Genomic DNA, 16,177 nt, shown 5'->3' with positions numbered 1-16,177 from the left:
GTATGGAGACGATTGAGATGGCGACTTCCAGCGACGAGATGAAGATGAAGCCAACCTGGCGTCGATTCGAGGACGGCAACAATGTCTGGGACAAACTGACCGACAAGATCTTCAATCAGGACCGCTCCCACAAGTGTCCGACCTATGTCCACAAGACGCCGCCTTGTCAAGCAAGCTGTCCCTCGGGCGAGGACATCCGCGGTTGGTTGCAGATCGTGCGCGGTCTGGAGCAGCCGCCGAGGGGGATGGACTGGCGCGAGTATGCCTTCCGTCGCTCCACCGACGCCAACCCCTTCCCGGCGATGATGGGGCGCGTCTGCCCGGCCCCCTGCCAGGACGGCTGTAACCGCAACGAGCTGGAGGACTTCGTCGGCATCAACGCGGTCGAGCAGTTCATTGGTGACACTGCCATCGCCAACAATTACAGGTTCGAGGCGCCCGAGCGCGACACCGGCAAGCGCATCGCCATCGTCGGCGGTGGTCCGGCTGGGCTCGCCGCCGCTTATCAGCTGCGTCGCCGGGGGCATTCCTGCACCATCTTCGAGGCCAATGAGGCCCTGGGCGGCATGTTTCGCTATGGCATCCCCGGCTATCGGGTGCCGCGCGATAAGCTCGACGCCGAGATCCAGCGCATCCTCGACATGGGCCGGATCGAGGTCCGGCTCAAGACGCGCATCGGCCGCGATGTCTCGGTCGAACAGTTGGAGAAGGACTACGATGCCATCCTCTGGGCCATCGGCTGTCAGACCGGACGCGGCCTGCCTGTCCCGGGCTGGGAGGGCACGCCCAACTGTGTCACGGGGGTCGCCTTTCTCAAGGCCTTCAATGAGGGGCGACTCAAGGTCACGGCCGGCAAGGTCGTCTGTGTCGGCGGCGGTGACACCTCGATCGACGTGGTCTCGGTCGCGCGTCGTCTCGGTCATATCACCAATCCCAATCCGAACGAGCTGCCCGAGGCCATCATCCGAGACGGCTATCTGGCCCATGATTCGGCCCGGGTGGCCGCGGCTCAGGGCGCCCAGGTGACCCTGACCTCGCTCTTTCCGCGCGACAAGATGACCGCTGCCGAACACGAGGTCGAGGACGCGACCCGCGAGGGCGTGACCATCCTCGATGGTGTGATGCCGATCGAGGTCATCAAGGATGCCGACGGTCGTGCCACCGGGCTGAAGATCGCCGACTGCATCATGACCGATGGACGCCCAACCCCGGTCGCGGGCACAGAGCGCGTGCTTGAGGCCGACCTGATCGTCTCGGCGATCGGGCAGGGCGGCGACCTCTCGGGTCTGGAGCAGTTCGACAACGGGCGCGGTTTGATGAATTCCGATAAGTTCTATCAAGTGCCCGGCAAGCCGGGTCACTTCGTTGCCGGCGACATCATCCGCCCACACCTGCTGACCACGGCCATCGGTCAGGCCTGGGTCGCGGCCGAATCGATCGACGCCTATGTGATGCAGACCGAGCCGAAGCGCCGTCCCAAGGTCGATGTCCATCACTTCAACCTGCTCGACAAGCTCAACGAGGTCAACCGAGCGCCCGAGACCTTCGATGTCGCCAAGTTCGGTGATCTACGCGGCACCTCTGAGGGCAATTGGGCCGTTCACAACTACGAGGATCGCTCCGGCGCCGAGATCATCTCGCACGAGGAGCTCTTCCTTGGACACTTCAACTATGTGCCGCGCTACCGGCGCAAGGAAGAAGTCCCGAGCGCCGATGAGGTGCTCGGGCATTTCCATGAGCGTGTCATCGGTCTGACCGAGGTCGAGGCGATCGAGGAGGCCAAGCGCTGTATGAGCTGCGGTCTGTGCTTCGAGTGCGACAACTGCGTCATCTTCTGTCCGCAGGATGCCGTCTATCGCGTCGACAGGTCCGAGCGCACCACAGGTCGTTATGTCGCCACCGACTACGCCAAGTGCATCGGCTGTCACATCTGTGCCGACGTCTGTCCGACCGGCTACATCAAGATGGGGCTGGGCGAGTGAGGTCCAGGGAGGCGTTGATGGCCAAGGCCGTAGTCAGAGTTGGTCTCGTCGTGCTTGGGCTGGTGTGGGGGACAGGCGTCGCCCACACCGCCCTCGCCGATGGGCTCAAGCGCTATGTGGTCGAGGGTTCGCTGGCGGCCGAGCGCGAATCCTGCGTCGAGCCGACCGAGCGGATGCGCCGCATGCACATGGAGTTCATCAAGCATCAACGCATCGAGACGGTCCACCAGGGGATCCGGGGCACCAAGTACAGCCTTGCTGGCTGTATCGACTGTCATATCAGTTATGATGCCGCCGGCAATCCGCGACCGATCAATCAACCGGACCAGTTCTGCGGCGCCTGTCACAGCTATGCGGCCGTGCATCTGGACTGCTTCGACTGTCATGCCTCCGTACCCAATCGGCCCGGTTTCACGGGTGCGTCTCATGGGGGAGGGCACTGAACCATGAACGAGAACACAACCCATACGTCTGTCGACAGTCGCCGCCGCGGCTTTATCGGCACCGCTGCCGGCGTGAGCGCCGCCGCGCTGGTGGCCCCGGGCGTCTTTTTGCATAGCCTCGCTGCTGGGCCACGCACCGAGCCGGTCACGGACGATGTGCGCTGGGGTCTGTTGATCGACACCGCCAAGTGCGCCGACGGCTGTTCAGCCTGTGTCGAGGCTTGCGAGCGTGAGAATGGCCTGGATCTCCAGGAGCCGCGCCACCCAGAGTCCAAGTGGGAACATCAAAAGGCCGTCTGGATCCGCAAGGTCAAGCTCCAGGACAATCAGACCGGGCGCATCACCCAGTTGCCGCTGATGTGTCAGCACTGCGAGCATCCGCCCTGTGTCGATGTCTGCCCCACCGGGGCCTCTTTCAAACGCGCCGATGGCATCGTCATGGTCGATCGCCATCTGTGCATCGGCTGTCGCTATTGCATGATGGCCTGCCCCTACAAGGCGCGCAGCTTCATCCATCAAAACACGACTGGACAGCTGACCGCCGTGCCGCGCGGTAAGGGCTGTGTCGAGGGCTGCAATCTATGCGTGCACAGGCGAGACCAAGGCGAGGAATCGACCGCCTGCGTCGATGCCTGTGCGGCCGAGGGGCATGGGGCCATCCTCTTTGGTGATCTCAAGGATCCCGACAGCACCATCAACCAACGGCTGCGCGAGATCCCAAGCCGGCAGATCCGTGAGGATCTGATGCTGAACACCGGCGTGCGTTACGCCGGCGTCTGAGTCCAACTTTCAGCCTTCGCGCACCAAGGCCAGGGGCTTATCGAAATGAAACGAGTCGTCTATCGTGAATGGCGTATCCCGCCCGAGCGTTACTGGAGTCTGCTGGGCTTCCTGGCGGCCCTGCTCGGGATCGCGGCGCTTTCATTCGGTTACATGGAACACGAAGGCCACTGGGTCAGCGGCATGAACAACTCGGTGGTCTGGGGGATGCCGCATGTGTTTGCGGTCTTTCTGATCATCGCCGCCTCGGGGGTGCTCAACATCGCCTCGATCGGCACTGTGTTCAAAAAGCCCATCTACAAACCGCTCGGACGGCTCTCGGGGCTGTTGGCGGTGGCCATGCTGATGGGCGGTCTGCTGGTGCTGGTCATGGATCTCGGGCGCCCGGAGCGTCTGATCGTGGCCATGACCCACTATAACTTCAGCTCGATCTTCGCCTGGAATATCTTTCTCTATACCGGCTTCATGACCATCGTCATCGCCTATCTGTGGTCGATGGCCGATCGTCAGGGCGGCCCCTTCAACTATCCGATCGGTATTCTGGCGCTGGTGTGGCGTCTGGCCCTGACCACAGGCACAGGCTCGATCTTCGGCTTCCTGGTCGCGCGTCAGGCCTATGACGCGGCGATCCTGGGTCCGATGTTTGTGGCCCTATCCCTGGTTTATGGGTTGGCCGTGTTCATGCTGGTGCTCATGTTCGGCTTCGAGGAGGAGGGGCGCCCGATCGGCCCGCGCATGATGCGCCGGTTGCGCAATCTGCTGGCGCTCTTCATCGCCGTAGCGCTCTATTTCACCCTGATCTATCACCTGACCAACCTCTACATGGCCAAGAAAGACAGCCTGGAGCACTGGCTGCTGCTCGAAGGCGGGATCTACACCTTCCTGTTCTGGGTTGGCTGGATCCTGGTCGGCAGTCTGGCGCCGATGTGGATTCTTTATCATCCAGCGTTGAGTCAGAAGCGCGACTGGATCATGGCTGCCTGTGCCCTGGTCATTGTCGGTGGTTTCTCGGCTATGTATGTCCTGATCATCGGCAGCCAGGCCTTCCCGATGGCCATGTTCCCCGGACACACCATCCTGGAGTCCGGCTTCGCCGATGGCGTCAAGGGCGCGGCGGCCCCTTATTGGCCGACCATCCCCGAGATCCTGCTCGGCATGGGCGGCGTGGCCTTGGCGCTCCTGATCACGGCGGTTGGGGTGCGGGTGCTGCAATTCTTGCCCGAGTCCTTGGCCGACGATGTGGTCGCGCCGGACGAGGAGACACTTGACGCGGCAGTCCTTGTCAAACCGGCGTGATCTTCAGCTTTCACCTGCCAGCGATCGGCTTCTCGCAATAACCGCATCCTGGCTGGAAGCTGACAGCTAGGTTCAAACATGCCCCAGCTCTACATCGCCGCGCCCCAGAAGTCCTCGGGCAAGACCACGCTTGCGATCGGTCTGTGTCGCGAGCTCAGGCGGCGCGGTCTGGTGGTCCAGCCGTTCAAGAAGGGGCCAGACTATATCGATCCGCTCTGGCTCGGTCAGGCCGCGGGACGCCCCTGTTTCAATCTCGATTTCCATACCATGTCCGAATCCGAGATCCGCTCGACCTTCGTCCGCGAGCTGGGTACGGCCGATCTGGGTCTGATCGAGGGCAATGTCGGTCTGTTCGACAGCACGCGGCTCGACGGTGCGCACAGCAACGCCGAGCTGGCCAAGCTGATCGGTGCCCCTGTGGTGCTGGTGATCAATTGTCAGGGGCTGGCGCGCGGGATCGCGCCGCTGCTCCTGGGCTATCTGGCCTTCGATCCCGATCTCGACATCGCCGGCGTGATCCTGAACAAGGTCGGCGGCGGACATCATGGCGAGAATCTGGTGCGGGTCGTCGAGCACTACACGGATCTGCCGATACTGGGTGTGCTACACCGCAACGAAGGGCTTGGCATCGACGAGCGCCATCTGGGACTGATACCGAGCAACGAGGCCGAGGACGCCGAAGTCTGGATCGAGCGTATCCGTGCCCGGATCGCCGATCAGGTCGATCTGGATCGACTGCTGGAGATCGCCGAACAGGCGCAGACCCCGGCGTCCGAGTCGGTCGATCTCCTTCAACCCGCCCCCAAGGGTGATCTCGTGCGTATCGGCATCGCCCGCGACGCCGCCTTTGGGTTTTATTATCCCGATGATCTGCGGGCGCTTACCCTTGGCGGGGCCGAGTTGGTGCCGTTCAGCCCGATCTCCGACCAGGATCTACCCGAGGTCGATGCGCTCTTCATCGGAGGTGGCTTTCCCGAATACCGCATGGCCGAGTTGGAAGACAATCGGCTGATGCGCCAAGCCATCCGTGACTTCGTCGCCGAGGGTCGCCCGTTGTATGCCGAGTGCGGTGGCCTCATGTATCTGTGCTCATGGTTGCGCTGGAAGGGCGAGCGGCGCGCCATGGTTGGCGTACTCAATGCCGAGGTCGAGATGCGCGATCGTCCACAGGGTCGCGGCTATGTGCGTCTGAGCGAAAGCGATGACTTTCCCTGGCCACGTCTGGGGTCGGAGCCAACCGAGATCGCCGCCCATGAGTTCCATCACTCGGCGATCCTGGAACCGGATCCCGACTGGCGTTATGGCTACCTCGTCCATCGGGGCACAGGCATCGATGGCTCGCACGACGGCATCGTCCAGGGGAATCTGCTCGCCTGTTACAGCCATCTGCGCGCCGTCGGCGGCAACCGCTGGACGGATCGGTTTCTGGCCCAGATTCGTCGCACACTCTGACCACGTGCGGCCTGGGGTTCAATTTCAAACTCGATCCATGTCTGGTGGATGTGGTTCGAGAGGGGGCTGATGATGTTCAAGCTGACACCCGCCGCCGCTGACCAAGTCTTCAAGGCGGCCAAGCAAGGTGGCACCGAGGGACTTTGCCTGCGTCTGGCCGCCGGACGGAATCCAGACGGGAGCATCGACTACCGCATGGGGTTCGACGAACCTACAGAGGACGACATCCGACTGACCAGCGAGGGCGTAGATGTCGTGATCGCGCCCGAGTACGTGCCGCTGCTCGATCAGACGGTCATGGATTATGTCGAGCTGGAGCCGGGGCAGTTCCATTTCATCTTCCTCAATCCCAAGGATCCGACCTATCGACCGCCGAGCGACGGCTGAATCGGGACAGGGGTCATGGATCTCAGTCACGAGGACAGTCTGCGGCTCCATGTCCTGCTGGCCAGCCAACCGCTGGCCATCCGCATCGACGAGGTTCGGATGCGGGTCCAGGGCCTGACCGAGCGCGGTGAGTCGAGTGTCCAGCTCAATCCCAACACTGCACCCGAGCGTTATCTGCGTCGGGTGCGCGAATTGATCTCTGGTCAGGTGTTGGGCTCGCCCGGCGGCTATCCGGTCTATCTCAGCCGCTGGACCCGGCTGGGACAGATGCGCGCCGAGAGTCTGGCGCAACTGCTGCTGCTCGGTGAGCCGGAGGCTGTGGTCGCGGCCGTCGGCTCGCCCGGGCTGACCGACGAGCTGGCGCGCCGTGCCTGGTGGGCGATGGAGGACGCCGGCAATGCACGCCGGATGCTGGCCAATCCGCGCGTGCGCGATGGGCGCATGGGGCCAGTTTTGGCCGAGTATCTGTTCCAGTATCTACCGTTCGAGACCGACCCGGAGGCGATGATGGAGAGCGTGCGCCTGATCCTGCAACCTGGTCTGCTCGATGATGAACGACGGCGCGATCTTTGGATGCGTGCCGCACGCAAGCCGGCTTGGCTGGTAGGGTTTCTGCGTGCCGGACCCGATGACTGGCCGGAAGTCCGACCGGCACGCCCGGTCCCGGAATCGCTGAGGTCACTGGCCGCCGACGCCGATCCGGTCGCTGGCCTCTTGGCGCGACTCTATGCGTCTTCCGGTCAGGGTTATCTCAAGACGGTGGCGCGGATTCTCGACAAGCCGCCCAATCAGGAGGTCTTGCTCGCCGTGTTCGACTGTCTGCGCGCGACCTTCGCGCCCGTGCGTCCAGAGGCTCCATCCGATCTCGGGTTTGAGGCCCTGACGCAGGATGCCGATGACTTCCCGCATTCCAACCCGCAGGGACGTGAACTGATGGACCTCTGTCCCGACTGTCGGGCCGAACTCCAGGCCATGCGCTTTCTGTCCGGCGTCGGCTATGCCCTGATCCGGCCGCTGCTGTCAGACCCAACCACCCAGGGCACACTCATGCGCCGTAAACTTGCGCCCCTGCTCGATGCCGTCTTGAGCCGGATCGCCTGTCTGACGCGCTGAGAGGGCGCCCAAAGGGGTGACTCGGTGCGCTCGCCACGACCCTTGTCTCCTTGTCAGAGGCCCTAGCTCGCCCAGGCGGTGCGCTTAGCGTTTCAGAGACCCACGATGAGCCTTTGTCCGGGCGTGATCTTGTTGTCGTCTGGACGCATCTTGTTGAGCTTGCGCAATTCTTCAACCGTGATCCCATTCTGGATCGCGACACGATAGAGCGTCTCCTGCGGCTGGACCACGTGATAACGGGTCTTGGGCTTGGTGTTGGCCGCGACCGAGGTCTTGCTCGAGGTGATCGGTTTGGTCGTGGGTGTCGTCTTGGCCACGGCGGTACGTATCGCGGCGGGTGTTGCGACAGGTGGTGTTTTGGGTTCGGTACGGGCGATGACGACCGGTTTCGTGAAGGGGGGAGGCAGACTAGCGATCCGGCGTGTCGTTCCAGCCGGGAGCCAGACCGTGGTTCCGGCTGGGAGGTCAGCCTCGCCCTTGATCACCGGATCGCGCCAATGCAGGTTCAACTCGGCGAGCTGTTGCTTGGAGGTTCCGTAGTGCTGGGCCAGGTGATCGACGGGCATGCTGTCGCGCAGGACGATGCGATCGTAGTTCCAGGGCTGCTCGTAGCGGATACCCTCGGGGAAATAGCGTTCTGCATGGCTTGCCACCTCACGGGCGGCGATGAACCCGGCATAGAAGTTCCTGGAGGAGAAACCGAACGCTGGTCCCTTGTATTCCTTGACGATGCGTCCGATGTCGTTGCCGTACTGGTTCTTGGCATTGGCCATGCCGCCCTTGCCGTGATTGTAAGAGGTGATGGCCAGCGGCCAGCTGCCGAGCTGGCGATAGGCTGCCGCAAGATAGCGTGCCGCGCCGTCGGCGGCCAGGATCGGGTCGAAGCGATCGTCGATCTGGGCATTGACGTTCATGTTGTATTGTCGTCCGGTCTCGGGCATGAACTGCCAGATACCGACCGCGCCAACGCTCGAACGCGCATTGGCCTGGAAAGAGGATTCGACGTGCGGCAGGAAGGCCAGGTCCTCGGGGACGCCGTGACGGCGCATGATCTCGCGGAAGGCCTGATCATAGCGTCCGCTGATCTCCAGACCGCGGCGGAACTTCTCGCGGATGCCGCGTTGGGCGCGCACGCGCTCTGAGGCACCGTAGACGGCGGCGACGCTGCCACCGGCCTGCTTGAATTTCTCCAGCAGCGCCTTGTCGTCGTCCGACAGCGGTTGGTTGTCGCGTACTCGCTGTTCCAGGGCGGCAAGCCTGGATCTGTGATGATCCAGGCGCTCCTTCAGCCAGGCGCTCTGGGATTCGCTGTAGCTGGCCTGGATCGGCCCTGGAATCCGGGTGACCTCATAGACGATGCCCAGATATTCGTCGTCGTGGATGGCAACCTCGCCCCGCCCCCAGATGCCATAGACATGGCGCCAGAAGTCCACATTGTCCTGGAGCTCCGGCGGCACCGGGAAGGTGTGGCTGTCGCCATAGTCACGCGGGCTCTGTTGGCCTATGTGGTCGGACAGCGATTCGAGATTGTGGCTCGCACAGCCAGCCATGAGCAGCAGACTGACTGAAACAGGCAAGGCCCAAGCGAGCTTGACGTTCAGGGCACTTGGTCGCATTGCAGATGATTCCCCCTGGAAATTCTTGGCCCTAGGCAGGATCTTTCGAGTTCGGTTTCAAGTCTTGCGCACCCAAAACCGTTTTGCAAGGCGCCCTTTGTTTCATCAGATCAAAAGGGATCAACAGCCAAGCGGATAGTGGCCGGCGGCCTCCAGCAGGGGGATAAGCCGGATCAGCGGCAGTCCGATGAGTGCATTGGGATCGTCGCCTTCCAGACGCTCGAAGAGGGCAATCCCGAGGCCCTCAGACCTGAAACTGCCGGCGCAGTCATAGGGGCGCTCGCGTTCGAGATAGCCTTCGATGCGCGCGCGGCTGAGCGCGCGGAAGTGCACCCGGAACGGCTCGACCAGGATCTGGGCCTGCCCGCTGCGCGCATCGAGCACACAGAGTCCGGTCAGGAACAGCACGCAGCGACCCGAGGCATGCTCCAGTTGGGCGATGGCCGTGGTGTGATCGCCGGGTTTGCCGAGGATGGCGTCATCGAGACAGGCGACCTGATCCGAGCCGATGATGAGCGCGTCCGGATGATGTGCCGCCACGGCGCGCGCCTTGGCCGCGGCGAGCCGTTGGACCAGGTCCGACGGCGATTCGCCTGGATGAGGACGCTCATCGACCTCAGGCGCGGCGGTAGCAAAGGGGAGCCCAAGCCGTTCGAGCAGGGTGCGTCGGTAGGGCGAGGTCGAGGCGAGGATCAGCGGTGGAGGACTCATCGCGCGGTGTTCAATCCTTGGCGGATTCCTGGTGCCCGCCGAACTGATAGCGCAGTGCCGACAGGAGCTGATGGGCGAAATCACCCTCGCCGCGTGAGCTGAAGCGTTCGTAGAGCGCCGTGGTCAGCAGTGGGGCAGGGGTGCCAGTCTCGATCGCGGCCAGGGCCGTCCAACGGCCCTCGCCCGAGTCTGCGACCCGGCCGCCGAAGGCGCTGAGACTGGGATCCTCGTGCAGGGCATTGGCCGTCAGATCGAGCAGCCAGGAGGCGATGACGCTCCCGCGCCGCCAGACCTCGGCGACCTCGGCGATCGGGATGTCATACCTGTAGTGCTCGGGATGGGCGAGCGGGGCGGTCTCGGCGTCTTGGGCGCGATCCTCGCGTCCGATGCCGGCATGGCGCAGCAGGTTGAAGCCCTCGGCATAGGCGCCCATGAGTGCGTATTCGATACCGTTGTGGACCATCTTGACGAAGTGCCCGGCACCCGTGGGCCCGCAGTGCAGATAGCCCTGTTCGGCGCGGCTCGGTGGGCCCGAACGCCCGGCGGTACGCGGGATCGTACCCATTCCGGGTGCAAGCGCGGCGAAGATCGGATCGAGCCGCTCAACGACCTCGGGTTCGCCGCCGATCATCAGGCAGTAGCCGCGTTCTAGGCCCCAGACGCCGCCGCTGGTGCCGCAGTCGACCAGATGCAGACCCAGTGGACGCAGGCGCTCGGCATGGACCAGGTCGTCACGATAGTGCGAGTTGCCGCCATCGATCAGGGCATCGCCCGGTTCCAGGTGGGGGATCAGGTCCTCGATGACGCCGCCCACGGCCGCTGCCGGCACCATCAGCCAAACATGGCGCGGTGGCTCCAGTCGGGCGCGGAACTCGGCCAGGTCGTTGATGGCGATGGCGCCCTCATCGACCAGGGCCTGGGCCTTGGCCGGATTGCGATTATAGACGACGCAGTGATGCCCAGCTCTGAGCAAACGTCGCGCCATGTTTGCACCCATGCGTCCCAGACCGATCATGCCGATGTGCATCTTGCTCTGTCCTCCGTTGTTTAGGATGGGGTTCATAGACCCTCCGCAAGGAAACCCGCGACTTGAGTCGCGGGAGGAATGGCGGGCGCGCGAAGTGCGCCATGTGGTGTATAATGCACCGCAAGTGTGGTCTCCGGGCGCACGCCGACTGCAACGCCAGTCGAAACCTGGCCCGGATTGGCAGTGGAGCCCCGCTGCCAAGGGCGGCTGTAAACACGCCCAATGTTGGGGATGCGGTCAACCATGTTTGCTGCGTCTTACAATAAAGCCTTCGACTTCAGTCGAGGGTTGTTTACACCGGACGCGACTCCAGCACCACAACGCCATGGGGGCCGACCCTCAATCTCTCCGGGTGGGAGAGCGGTTGCTGCGCCTCGGGCGGCACCACCAGTCCGCCATCCGGATAGGTGTCGACCGCAAGACACCAATGTCGACCCGCAATGACCGGTAACTCGAAGACATGAGCGACACTGTCCATGTTGAGCATGGCATGCAGCGGCGGTTCATCCTCGACCCTGCCGGCCAGGGTGAAGGCCAGCACCCGGCGCGTCGGATCGTCCCAATTGGGCTGGTCGAGCTGGGTGCCATGCCAGCTGATGTCAGGGAGGGTCTGGCCATATTCGGGCCGGCCAGTCAGGAAGCGGTCGCGCATCAGTGACGGATGACGCCGGCGCAGCGCGATCATGGCGCGCACGAACTCCAGCATGTCGCGATTGGTCTCGACCAGCCGCCAATCCGACCAGGATAGTTCGTTGTTCTGACAGTAGGTGTTGTTGTTGCCGCGCTTGGTGTGCAACACCTCATCGCCCGAGAGCAGCATGGGCACGCCTTGGCTCAACATCAGGAGACTGATGAAATTGCGTGCCTGGCGGCGCCTTAGGCGCTGGATCTCGACGTCGTCGGTTGGCCCCTCGCAGCCACAGTTCCAGCTCAGATTGTGGTCGTGACCGTCACGGTTGTCCTCGCCGTTGGCCTCGTTGTGCTTGCAGTTGTAGCTGACCAGGTCGCACAGGGTGAAGCCGTCGTGACAGGTGACGAAGTTGATCGAGTTGATCGGCAGCCGGCCGCGCGCCTCGTACATGTCGCTCGATCCGGCCAGGCGTGTGGCGACCTCGGGGACCAATCCGGGGTCGCCGCGCACGAAGCCGCGCATGACGTCGCGATAGCGTCCGTTCCATTCGGCCCAGCGATAACCGGGGAAGTCGCCGACCTGGTAGAGTCCGGCCGCGTCCCAGGCCTCGGCGATGATGTGGGCACGATTGAGCGCGGGCGCGAGTTCGATCGCCCAGAGCACCGGGGCATGATACTGCGGGTTGCCGTCCTCACCACGCGCCAGCGCGCTGGCCAGATCGAAGCGGAAGCCGTCGACGTGCATGCGGTGCGTCCAGTAGAGCAGGGCGTCGATCAAAAACCGTGTTACCAGCGGGTGATTGCAGTTCAGGGTATTGCCGCAGCCGGTGTAATCGCGGTATTTGCTGCGATCCTCGAAGTCGAGGTGATAGAAGATCTCGTTGCCGAACGCCTTGAAGCTGATGATCGGACCGGCTGCGCCGCCCTCGGCGGTGTGATTGAAGACCACGTCCAGGATCACGCCGATCCCGGCCTTGTGGAGGGCCTTGACCATATCGCGGAACTCGTCGCGCGCATGGCGGGGGTCCACGGCGAACCCCGGATGGGGGGCGAAGAAGCTATGGGTGCTGTAGCCCCAGTAGTTCTCCAGCCCCAGGCTGGCGGTCTTGGGTGGCACGTCCTGGGTGTCGAAGGCCATGACCGGCATCAGTTCGACATGGGTGATGCCAAGTGCCTTGAGATAGGGGATCTTCTCGATAACGCCGGCGAAGGTGCCCGGGTGGGTCACGCCGGACGAGGGGTGACGGGTGAAGCCGCCGACGTGCATCTCGTAGATGACGGACTGATTGAGCGGGATGAACAGCGGTTTGTCGTCCTCCCAGTCGTAGTCGTCGCGCACGACCTGGCCACGGATGGCGGTCTCGACATTGTCGCCTGGGCGCGAGGCGGCGGCGCGGTCCCAAAGCCGGTCGCTGATGGTAGTCGCCCAGGGGTCGAGCAGGGCCTTTTCGGCATCGAGCCGGCTGCCGGTCTCGCGTAGGTCGGCGCGTCCCTCGGCGCGCCAGTTATAAAAGGTGCCCTCGGGCAGGTTCTCGACGAAGATGTGCCAGAAGAAGAAGGTCCGATTGACGCGCGGGTCGAGCTGGATCACCTCATAGGGATCCGGGCTCTCCTCGTGCTCGAACAGCAAGAGCTGCATGCGCTCGGCATAGCGCGACAGCACGCAGAAATTGACGCCGCCTTCCATGACCGTGGCCCCCGCCGACTCCCAACTGCCTGGTCGGACACGGTACCTCAGTGGCCTCATCAGCAGTCACTCCCAAACGCAAGGCAAGCGCATTCGCTCATTTCAACATCGTCGGAACCGGCAGATAGACCGAATCAGTCTGGCCTGGGTCTTGAGAATGGCGACCAGCAAAAATTCAGTGCCATTGTGGGTCGCCACCTCCCTGACCTCATGCAAGGCCCTGGTTATTCTGCGTCCCTTTTGATTGACTCGACAAGCCTTCATAGACCCTCCGCAAGGAAACCCGCGACTTGAGTCGCGGGAGGAATGGCGGGCGCGCGAAGTGCGCCATGTGGTGTATAATGCACCGCAAGTGTGGTCTCCGGGCGCATGCCGACTGCAACGCCAGTCGAAACCTGGCCCGGATTGGCAGCGGGGCCCCGCTGCCAAGGGCGGCTGTAAACACGCCCAATGTTGGGGATGCGGTCAACCATGTTTGCTGCGTCTTACAATAAAGCCTTCGACTTCAGTCGAGGGTTGTTTACTCAAGGATGGTGTCAAGAATACGCATGGCGCGCTCTAGGGTTTCGAGGGGCGTATAAAAATGCGGCGAGAAACGAATGCCGCCGCCGCGCTGGGCACAGAGGACGCGCCGCGCCAGGAGCGCCTGATGGAGCCTGGATGACGACTCGCCCGGGACCCGGAAGCTGATGATCCCGGCGCGTCGTTCAGGGGCGCGGGGCGTGAGTAGCTCGAACCCGCGCGCATCGATCAGGGCGATGAGATGATCCGTCCGTGCCTGCACCCGTCGCCAGACCTCGTCCATCCCGATCTCGGCCAGCAGCGACAGGCTGGCCTCCAGGGCGTGCGCCCCGAGCAGATTGGGGCTGCCGCACTCAAAGCGGCGCGCGTCCCGGGCCGGCGTCCAGTCGGTGCGCTCGAAGTCGCCCACCTCCTCGACCATGTGCCAGCCGAACTGGTGCAGCCTCAGGCGTTCGCGCCGCTCGGGACGGACATAGAGCAGCGCCAGCCCCTCGGGGCCGAGCATCCATTTGTGCCCATCGGCGACGACGAAATCGGCCTGAAAGCGCTTGAGGTCGAAGGGCAGGGCGCCCAAACCCTGGATGGCATCCACACACAGCAGGATGTCATGGGCTCGACACCAGGCACCGAGCCGCTCCAGATCCAGCCGCAGACCCGAGGCGTACTGCACCCAGCTTACGGCGATCATCCGGGTCGAGTCATCGCACAGCGCGATCAGATCCGCCTCGGGATCACTGGAGTCGTCCAGGTCCAGCGCACGCCAGGTCACGCCCTGATCGGCCAGCGACTCCCAGACCAGGCGGTTGGATGGAAACTCCTGGGCGATCCCAACGACGCTGTCGCCCGGCGTCCAGTGCAGGCCGTGCGCGATGACCGACAGTGCCTCGGACGTATTCTTGACCAGGGCGATGTCGGATGGTTGCTCGGCACCGATCAGCCAGGCCAGACGCGCGCGCAGACGCTGCTCGACGGCGAGCCAGGCCGGATAGCCGAGCGACCCCTGACGCACGTTCTCCTCGGCGAAACCTGTCACCGCCACCAGGGCGCGCCTTGGCCAGGGGGCGACGGCGGCATGGTTCAGATGGCAGAGGCCAGGGTCGAGCTGGAACTCGTCACACATCAGGTTGCGCTGTTGGTTGGCGTGGCCGCTGGTGTCGCCGGCGGTTCGGGATTGGCGGGAACCGGGTTCGGTGTCGGTTCGTCCGGTTTGGGCGCAGGATCACTCATCTTCGCCGGCGCCGCCGCGGGGCTTGGGGCCGGCGCCTCCAGGATCTCGGGCGCCGGCTGGGCGGGGGCTGGCGGCTGGGGTGTGTCCGCCGGCGTGGGCGGGTTCTTTGGGGGCGCCGCGACGGTCGGCGGCGGCTCGCTGGCAGGGGGCACCGGCTTGGCGGCTTCAGGCGCTAAAGCAGGCATCGTCTGGGCGGGTTGCGCCGATGCGCCCTCTGGCTGGACCTCAGGTTCACGCAGATGCGCCTCGCGTGCGTTCGCGGCATCGAGTGTCTGGTCCGCCAAGGCCGCCGCGTCCTTGGCGACGGCATGGGCTTCGGGCATCTCGGCGTTGGTCGCGGGCTTGGGCAGACCGGACGCCTGCGGTGTCGGCATGGCCTCGGCGATCTGTTGTGCCTTCTGGGCCTCGGCGGCACGCTTCTCTTCGGCCAGCCGGCGCGCCTCGGCACGGCGTGCGGCCTCAGCGCGTTGTTTGGCGACATAGTCGCCGTAGCTCGGCCCCTTGCCCTCGATGGTCACGTCCGTCCCATTCGACACATGACGGAACAATACAGACGCCATCTTGCTCGGGACCCGGATACAGCCGTGCGAGGCTGGCTGACCCGGGTTGGGGATGGGGCCGGCATGCAGGCCCACACCATCATCGGTCAGGCGCATGAAAAAGGGCATGTCTGCCCCCTCGAAACGCCCGCCTTCGGGGATCGGGTCGCGCCCGAGCTTGGCGTTGGAGCGCAGAACGCGACCACCCTGGCCATAGACCTTGCCATAGAGATTTGAGCGCTTGTTCTCGATCTTTTCGGTGATCTGGAAGCGACCGGTCGGGGTCGGATACTTGGGGATCCCGGTCGCCACCGTGCTCCAACCGACCTCCTCGTCTCCCGAATAGAAACGAGCCTTCTGTTCATCGGTATTGATGATGATGCGGGTGATGTTGCGTCCATCACCCTTCCACTCATAGAGTGGACTCGACAGTTTTTTTTCTTTCGAGGGCGCCTCGATCTTGGTGAGCGGATTAGACTCTGGAGCTGTGACGACCCCCGCCGAATCCTCGGCGACAATGGGCTCGGGCGGCGCGTCCTTTTTGGTGTTGAGGCGCGCAAGTCCATCGCACCCCGCCAGTCCGAGCACGATGAATGAGAAGATGCCGGTCTTGAACGAAGCCGACGCAAAGACGAGGTTTTTGAGGTTGGTCATAGGGCAGTGATTTCCCGAGCCTTGTAAGGCAACGTCGTTTTTGATTGTCAAGATCGACTTAGCATAGCGCGACCGGCTTGCAAGGGCACGCCTTGAACGCCCGCAGGTGG

At 63.7% G+C, this 16,177-nt stretch carries 13 protein-coding genes; 7 read left to right on the top strand and 6 right to left on the bottom strand.

Features of this window, described 5'->3' with window-relative positions; all coding sequences use genetic code 11:
• Positions 1-17: 17 nt before the first annotated feature.
• From E6P07_RS09350 to E6P07_RS09320, 7 genes are all read left to right on the top strand, one after another.
• Positions 18-1,982 carry an NAD(P)-binding protein gene (locus tag E6P07_RS09350; protein ID WP_153975353.1) on the top strand — a complete coding sequence of 655 codons (1,965 nt, stop codon included), beginning with the start codon at positions 18-20 and terminating at the stop codon, positions 1,980-1,982.
• Positions 1,983-1,999: 17 nt separating this feature from the next.
• Complete coding sequence (locus E6P07_RS09345) at positions 2,000-2,425, top strand: sulfur reduction protein DsrJ (RefSeq protein ID WP_153975352.1); 426 nt, start codon at positions 2,000-2,002, stop codon at positions 2,423-2,425.
• A 3-nt stretch (positions 2,426-2,428) separates the two neighbouring features.
• Positions 2,429-3,205, top strand: a complete 777-nt coding sequence (gene dsrO, locus E6P07_RS09340; protein ID WP_153975351.1) for a sulfate reduction electron transfer complex DsrMKJOP subunit DsrO — start codon at positions 2,429-2,431, stop codon at positions 3,203-3,205.
• A 45-nt stretch (positions 3,206-3,250) separates the two neighbouring features.
• The gene (gene nrfD / locus E6P07_RS09335) at positions 3,251-4,501 is read left to right on the top strand and encodes an NrfD/PsrC family molybdoenzyme membrane anchor subunit (protein WP_153975350.1); all 1,251 of its coding nucleotides are present in this window, start codon (positions 3,251-3,253) and stop codon (positions 4,499-4,501) included.
• 78 nt (positions 4,502-4,579) lie between these two features.
• Positions 4,580-5,953, top strand: a complete 1,374-nt coding sequence (locus E6P07_RS09330) for a cobyrinic acid a,c-diamide synthase CobB (RefSeq protein WP_153975349.1) — start codon at positions 4,580-4,582, stop codon at positions 5,951-5,953.
• A 72-nt stretch (positions 5,954-6,025) separates the two neighbouring features.
• Positions 6,026-6,340 carry a HesB/IscA family protein gene (locus E6P07_RS09325; protein WP_153976199.1) on the top strand — a complete coding sequence of 105 codons (315 nt, stop codon included), beginning with the start codon at positions 6,026-6,028 and terminating at the stop codon, positions 6,338-6,340.
• Positions 6,341-6,355: 15 nt separating this feature from the next.
• Complete coding sequence (locus E6P07_RS09320) at positions 6,356-7,453, top strand: sulfur reduction protein DsrS (protein ID WP_153975348.1); 1,098 nt, start codon at positions 6,356-6,358, stop codon at positions 7,451-7,453.
• A 92-nt stretch (positions 7,454-7,545) separates the two neighbouring features.
• On the opposite strand, the gene E6P07_RS09315 is transcribed toward E6P07_RS09320, so the two are convergent.
• The 6 genes from E6P07_RS09315 to E6P07_RS13745 form a co-directional block, all read right to left on the bottom strand.
• Positions 7,546-9,069, bottom strand: coding sequence for a lytic transglycosylase domain-containing protein (locus E6P07_RS09315; protein ID WP_153975347.1), 1,524 nt, complete (start codon positions 9,067-9,069; stop codon positions 7,546-7,548).
• Positions 9,070-9,189: 120 nt separating this feature from the next.
• Complete coding sequence (locus tag E6P07_RS09310; RefSeq protein ID WP_153975346.1) at positions 9,190-9,780, bottom strand: Maf family protein; 591 nt, start codon at positions 9,778-9,780, stop codon at positions 9,190-9,192.
• A 10-nt stretch (positions 9,781-9,790) separates the two neighbouring features.
• Positions 9,791-10,807 (bottom strand): phosphogluconate dehydrogenase (NAD(+)-dependent, decarboxylating), encoded by a 1,017-nt coding sequence (gene gnd / locus E6P07_RS09305; RefSeq protein WP_153976198.1) that lies wholly within the window; start codon positions 10,805-10,807, stop codon positions 9,791-9,793.
• 292 nt (positions 10,808-11,099) lie between these two features.
• Positions 11,100-13,184: a glycogen debranching protein GlgX gene (gene glgX / locus E6P07_RS09300; RefSeq protein WP_153975345.1), complete on the bottom strand. Its 2,085-nt coding sequence runs from the start codon at positions 13,182-13,184 to the stop codon at positions 11,100-11,102.
• 460 nt (positions 13,185-13,644) lie between these two features.
• Entirely contained in the window at positions 13,645-14,766 is a 1,122-nt protein-coding gene (locus E6P07_RS09295; protein ID WP_153975344.1) for an aminotransferase class V-fold PLP-dependent enzyme, read from the bottom strand.
• A complete protein-coding gene (locus E6P07_RS13745; RefSeq protein ID WP_211363096.1) occupies positions 14,766-16,067 on the bottom strand; it encodes a L,D-transpeptidase in 1,302 nt (433 codons plus the stop codon). Before E6P07_RS13745 ends, E6P07_RS09295 begins: the two co-directional genes overlap by 1 nt.
• Positions 16,068-16,177 lie beyond the last annotated feature (110 nt).

The sequence above is a fragment of the Thermochromatium tepidum ATCC 43061 genome, assembly GCF_009664085.1.
In the GTDB taxonomy this organism is placed as follows: domain Bacteria; phylum Pseudomonadota; class Gammaproteobacteria; order Chromatiales; family Chromatiaceae; genus Thermochromatium; species Thermochromatium tepidum.
Note: the sequence above shows the minus strand (reverse complement) of the source record. Positions and strands in the feature narration are given on the sequence as shown.

What these genes read in the sequence shown, in the direction of transcription:
- E6P07_RS09350 (WP_153975353.1), top strand. Translation starts at nt 18, where the DNA reads ATGGCGACTTCCAGCGACGAGATGAAGATGAAGCCAACCTGGCGTCGA.
- E6P07_RS09345 (WP_153975352.1), top strand. Translation starts at nt 2,000, where the DNA reads ATGGCCAAGGCCGTAGTCAGAGTTGGTCTCGTCGTGCTTGGGCTGGTG.
- dsrO (WP_153975351.1), top strand. Translation starts at nt 2,429, where the DNA reads ATGAACGAGAACACAACCCATACGTCTGTCGACAGTCGCCGCCGCGGC.
- nrfD (WP_153975350.1), top strand. Translation starts at nt 3,251, where the DNA reads ATGAAACGAGTCGTCTATCGTGAATGGCGTATCCCGCCCGAGCGTTAC.
- E6P07_RS09330 (WP_153975349.1), top strand. Translation starts at nt 4,580, where the DNA reads ATGCCCCAGCTCTACATCGCCGCGCCCCAGAAGTCCTCGGGCAAGACC.
- E6P07_RS09325 (WP_153976199.1), top strand. Translation starts at nt 6,026, where the DNA reads ATGTTCAAGCTGACACCCGCCGCCGCTGACCAAGTCTTCAAGGCGGCC.
- E6P07_RS09320 (WP_153975348.1), top strand. Translation starts at nt 6,356, where the DNA reads ATGGATCTCAGTCACGAGGACAGTCTGCGGCTCCATGTCCTGCTGGCC.
- E6P07_RS09315 (WP_153975347.1), bottom strand. Translation starts at nt 9,069, where the DNA reads ATGCGACCAAGTGCCCTGAACGTCAAGCTCGCTTGGGCCTTGCCTGTT.
- E6P07_RS09310 (WP_153975346.1), bottom strand. Translation starts at nt 9,780, where the DNA reads ATGAGTCCTCCACCGCTGATCCTCGCCTCGACCTCGCCCTACCGACGC.
- gnd (WP_153976198.1), bottom strand. Translation starts at nt 10,807, where the DNA reads ATGCACATCGGCATGATCGGTCTGGGACGCATGGGTGCAAACATGGCG.
- glgX (WP_153975345.1), bottom strand. Translation starts at nt 13,184, where the DNA reads ATGAGGCCACTGAGGTACCGTGTCCGACCAGGCAGTTGGGAGTCGGCG.
- E6P07_RS09295 (WP_153975344.1), bottom strand. Translation starts at nt 14,766, where the DNA reads ATGTGTGACGAGTTCCAGCTCGACCCTGGCCTCTGCCATCTGAACCAT.
- E6P07_RS13745 (WP_211363096.1), bottom strand. Translation starts at nt 16,067, where the DNA reads ATGACCAACCTCAAAAACCTCGTCTTTGCGTCGGCTTCGTTCAAGACC.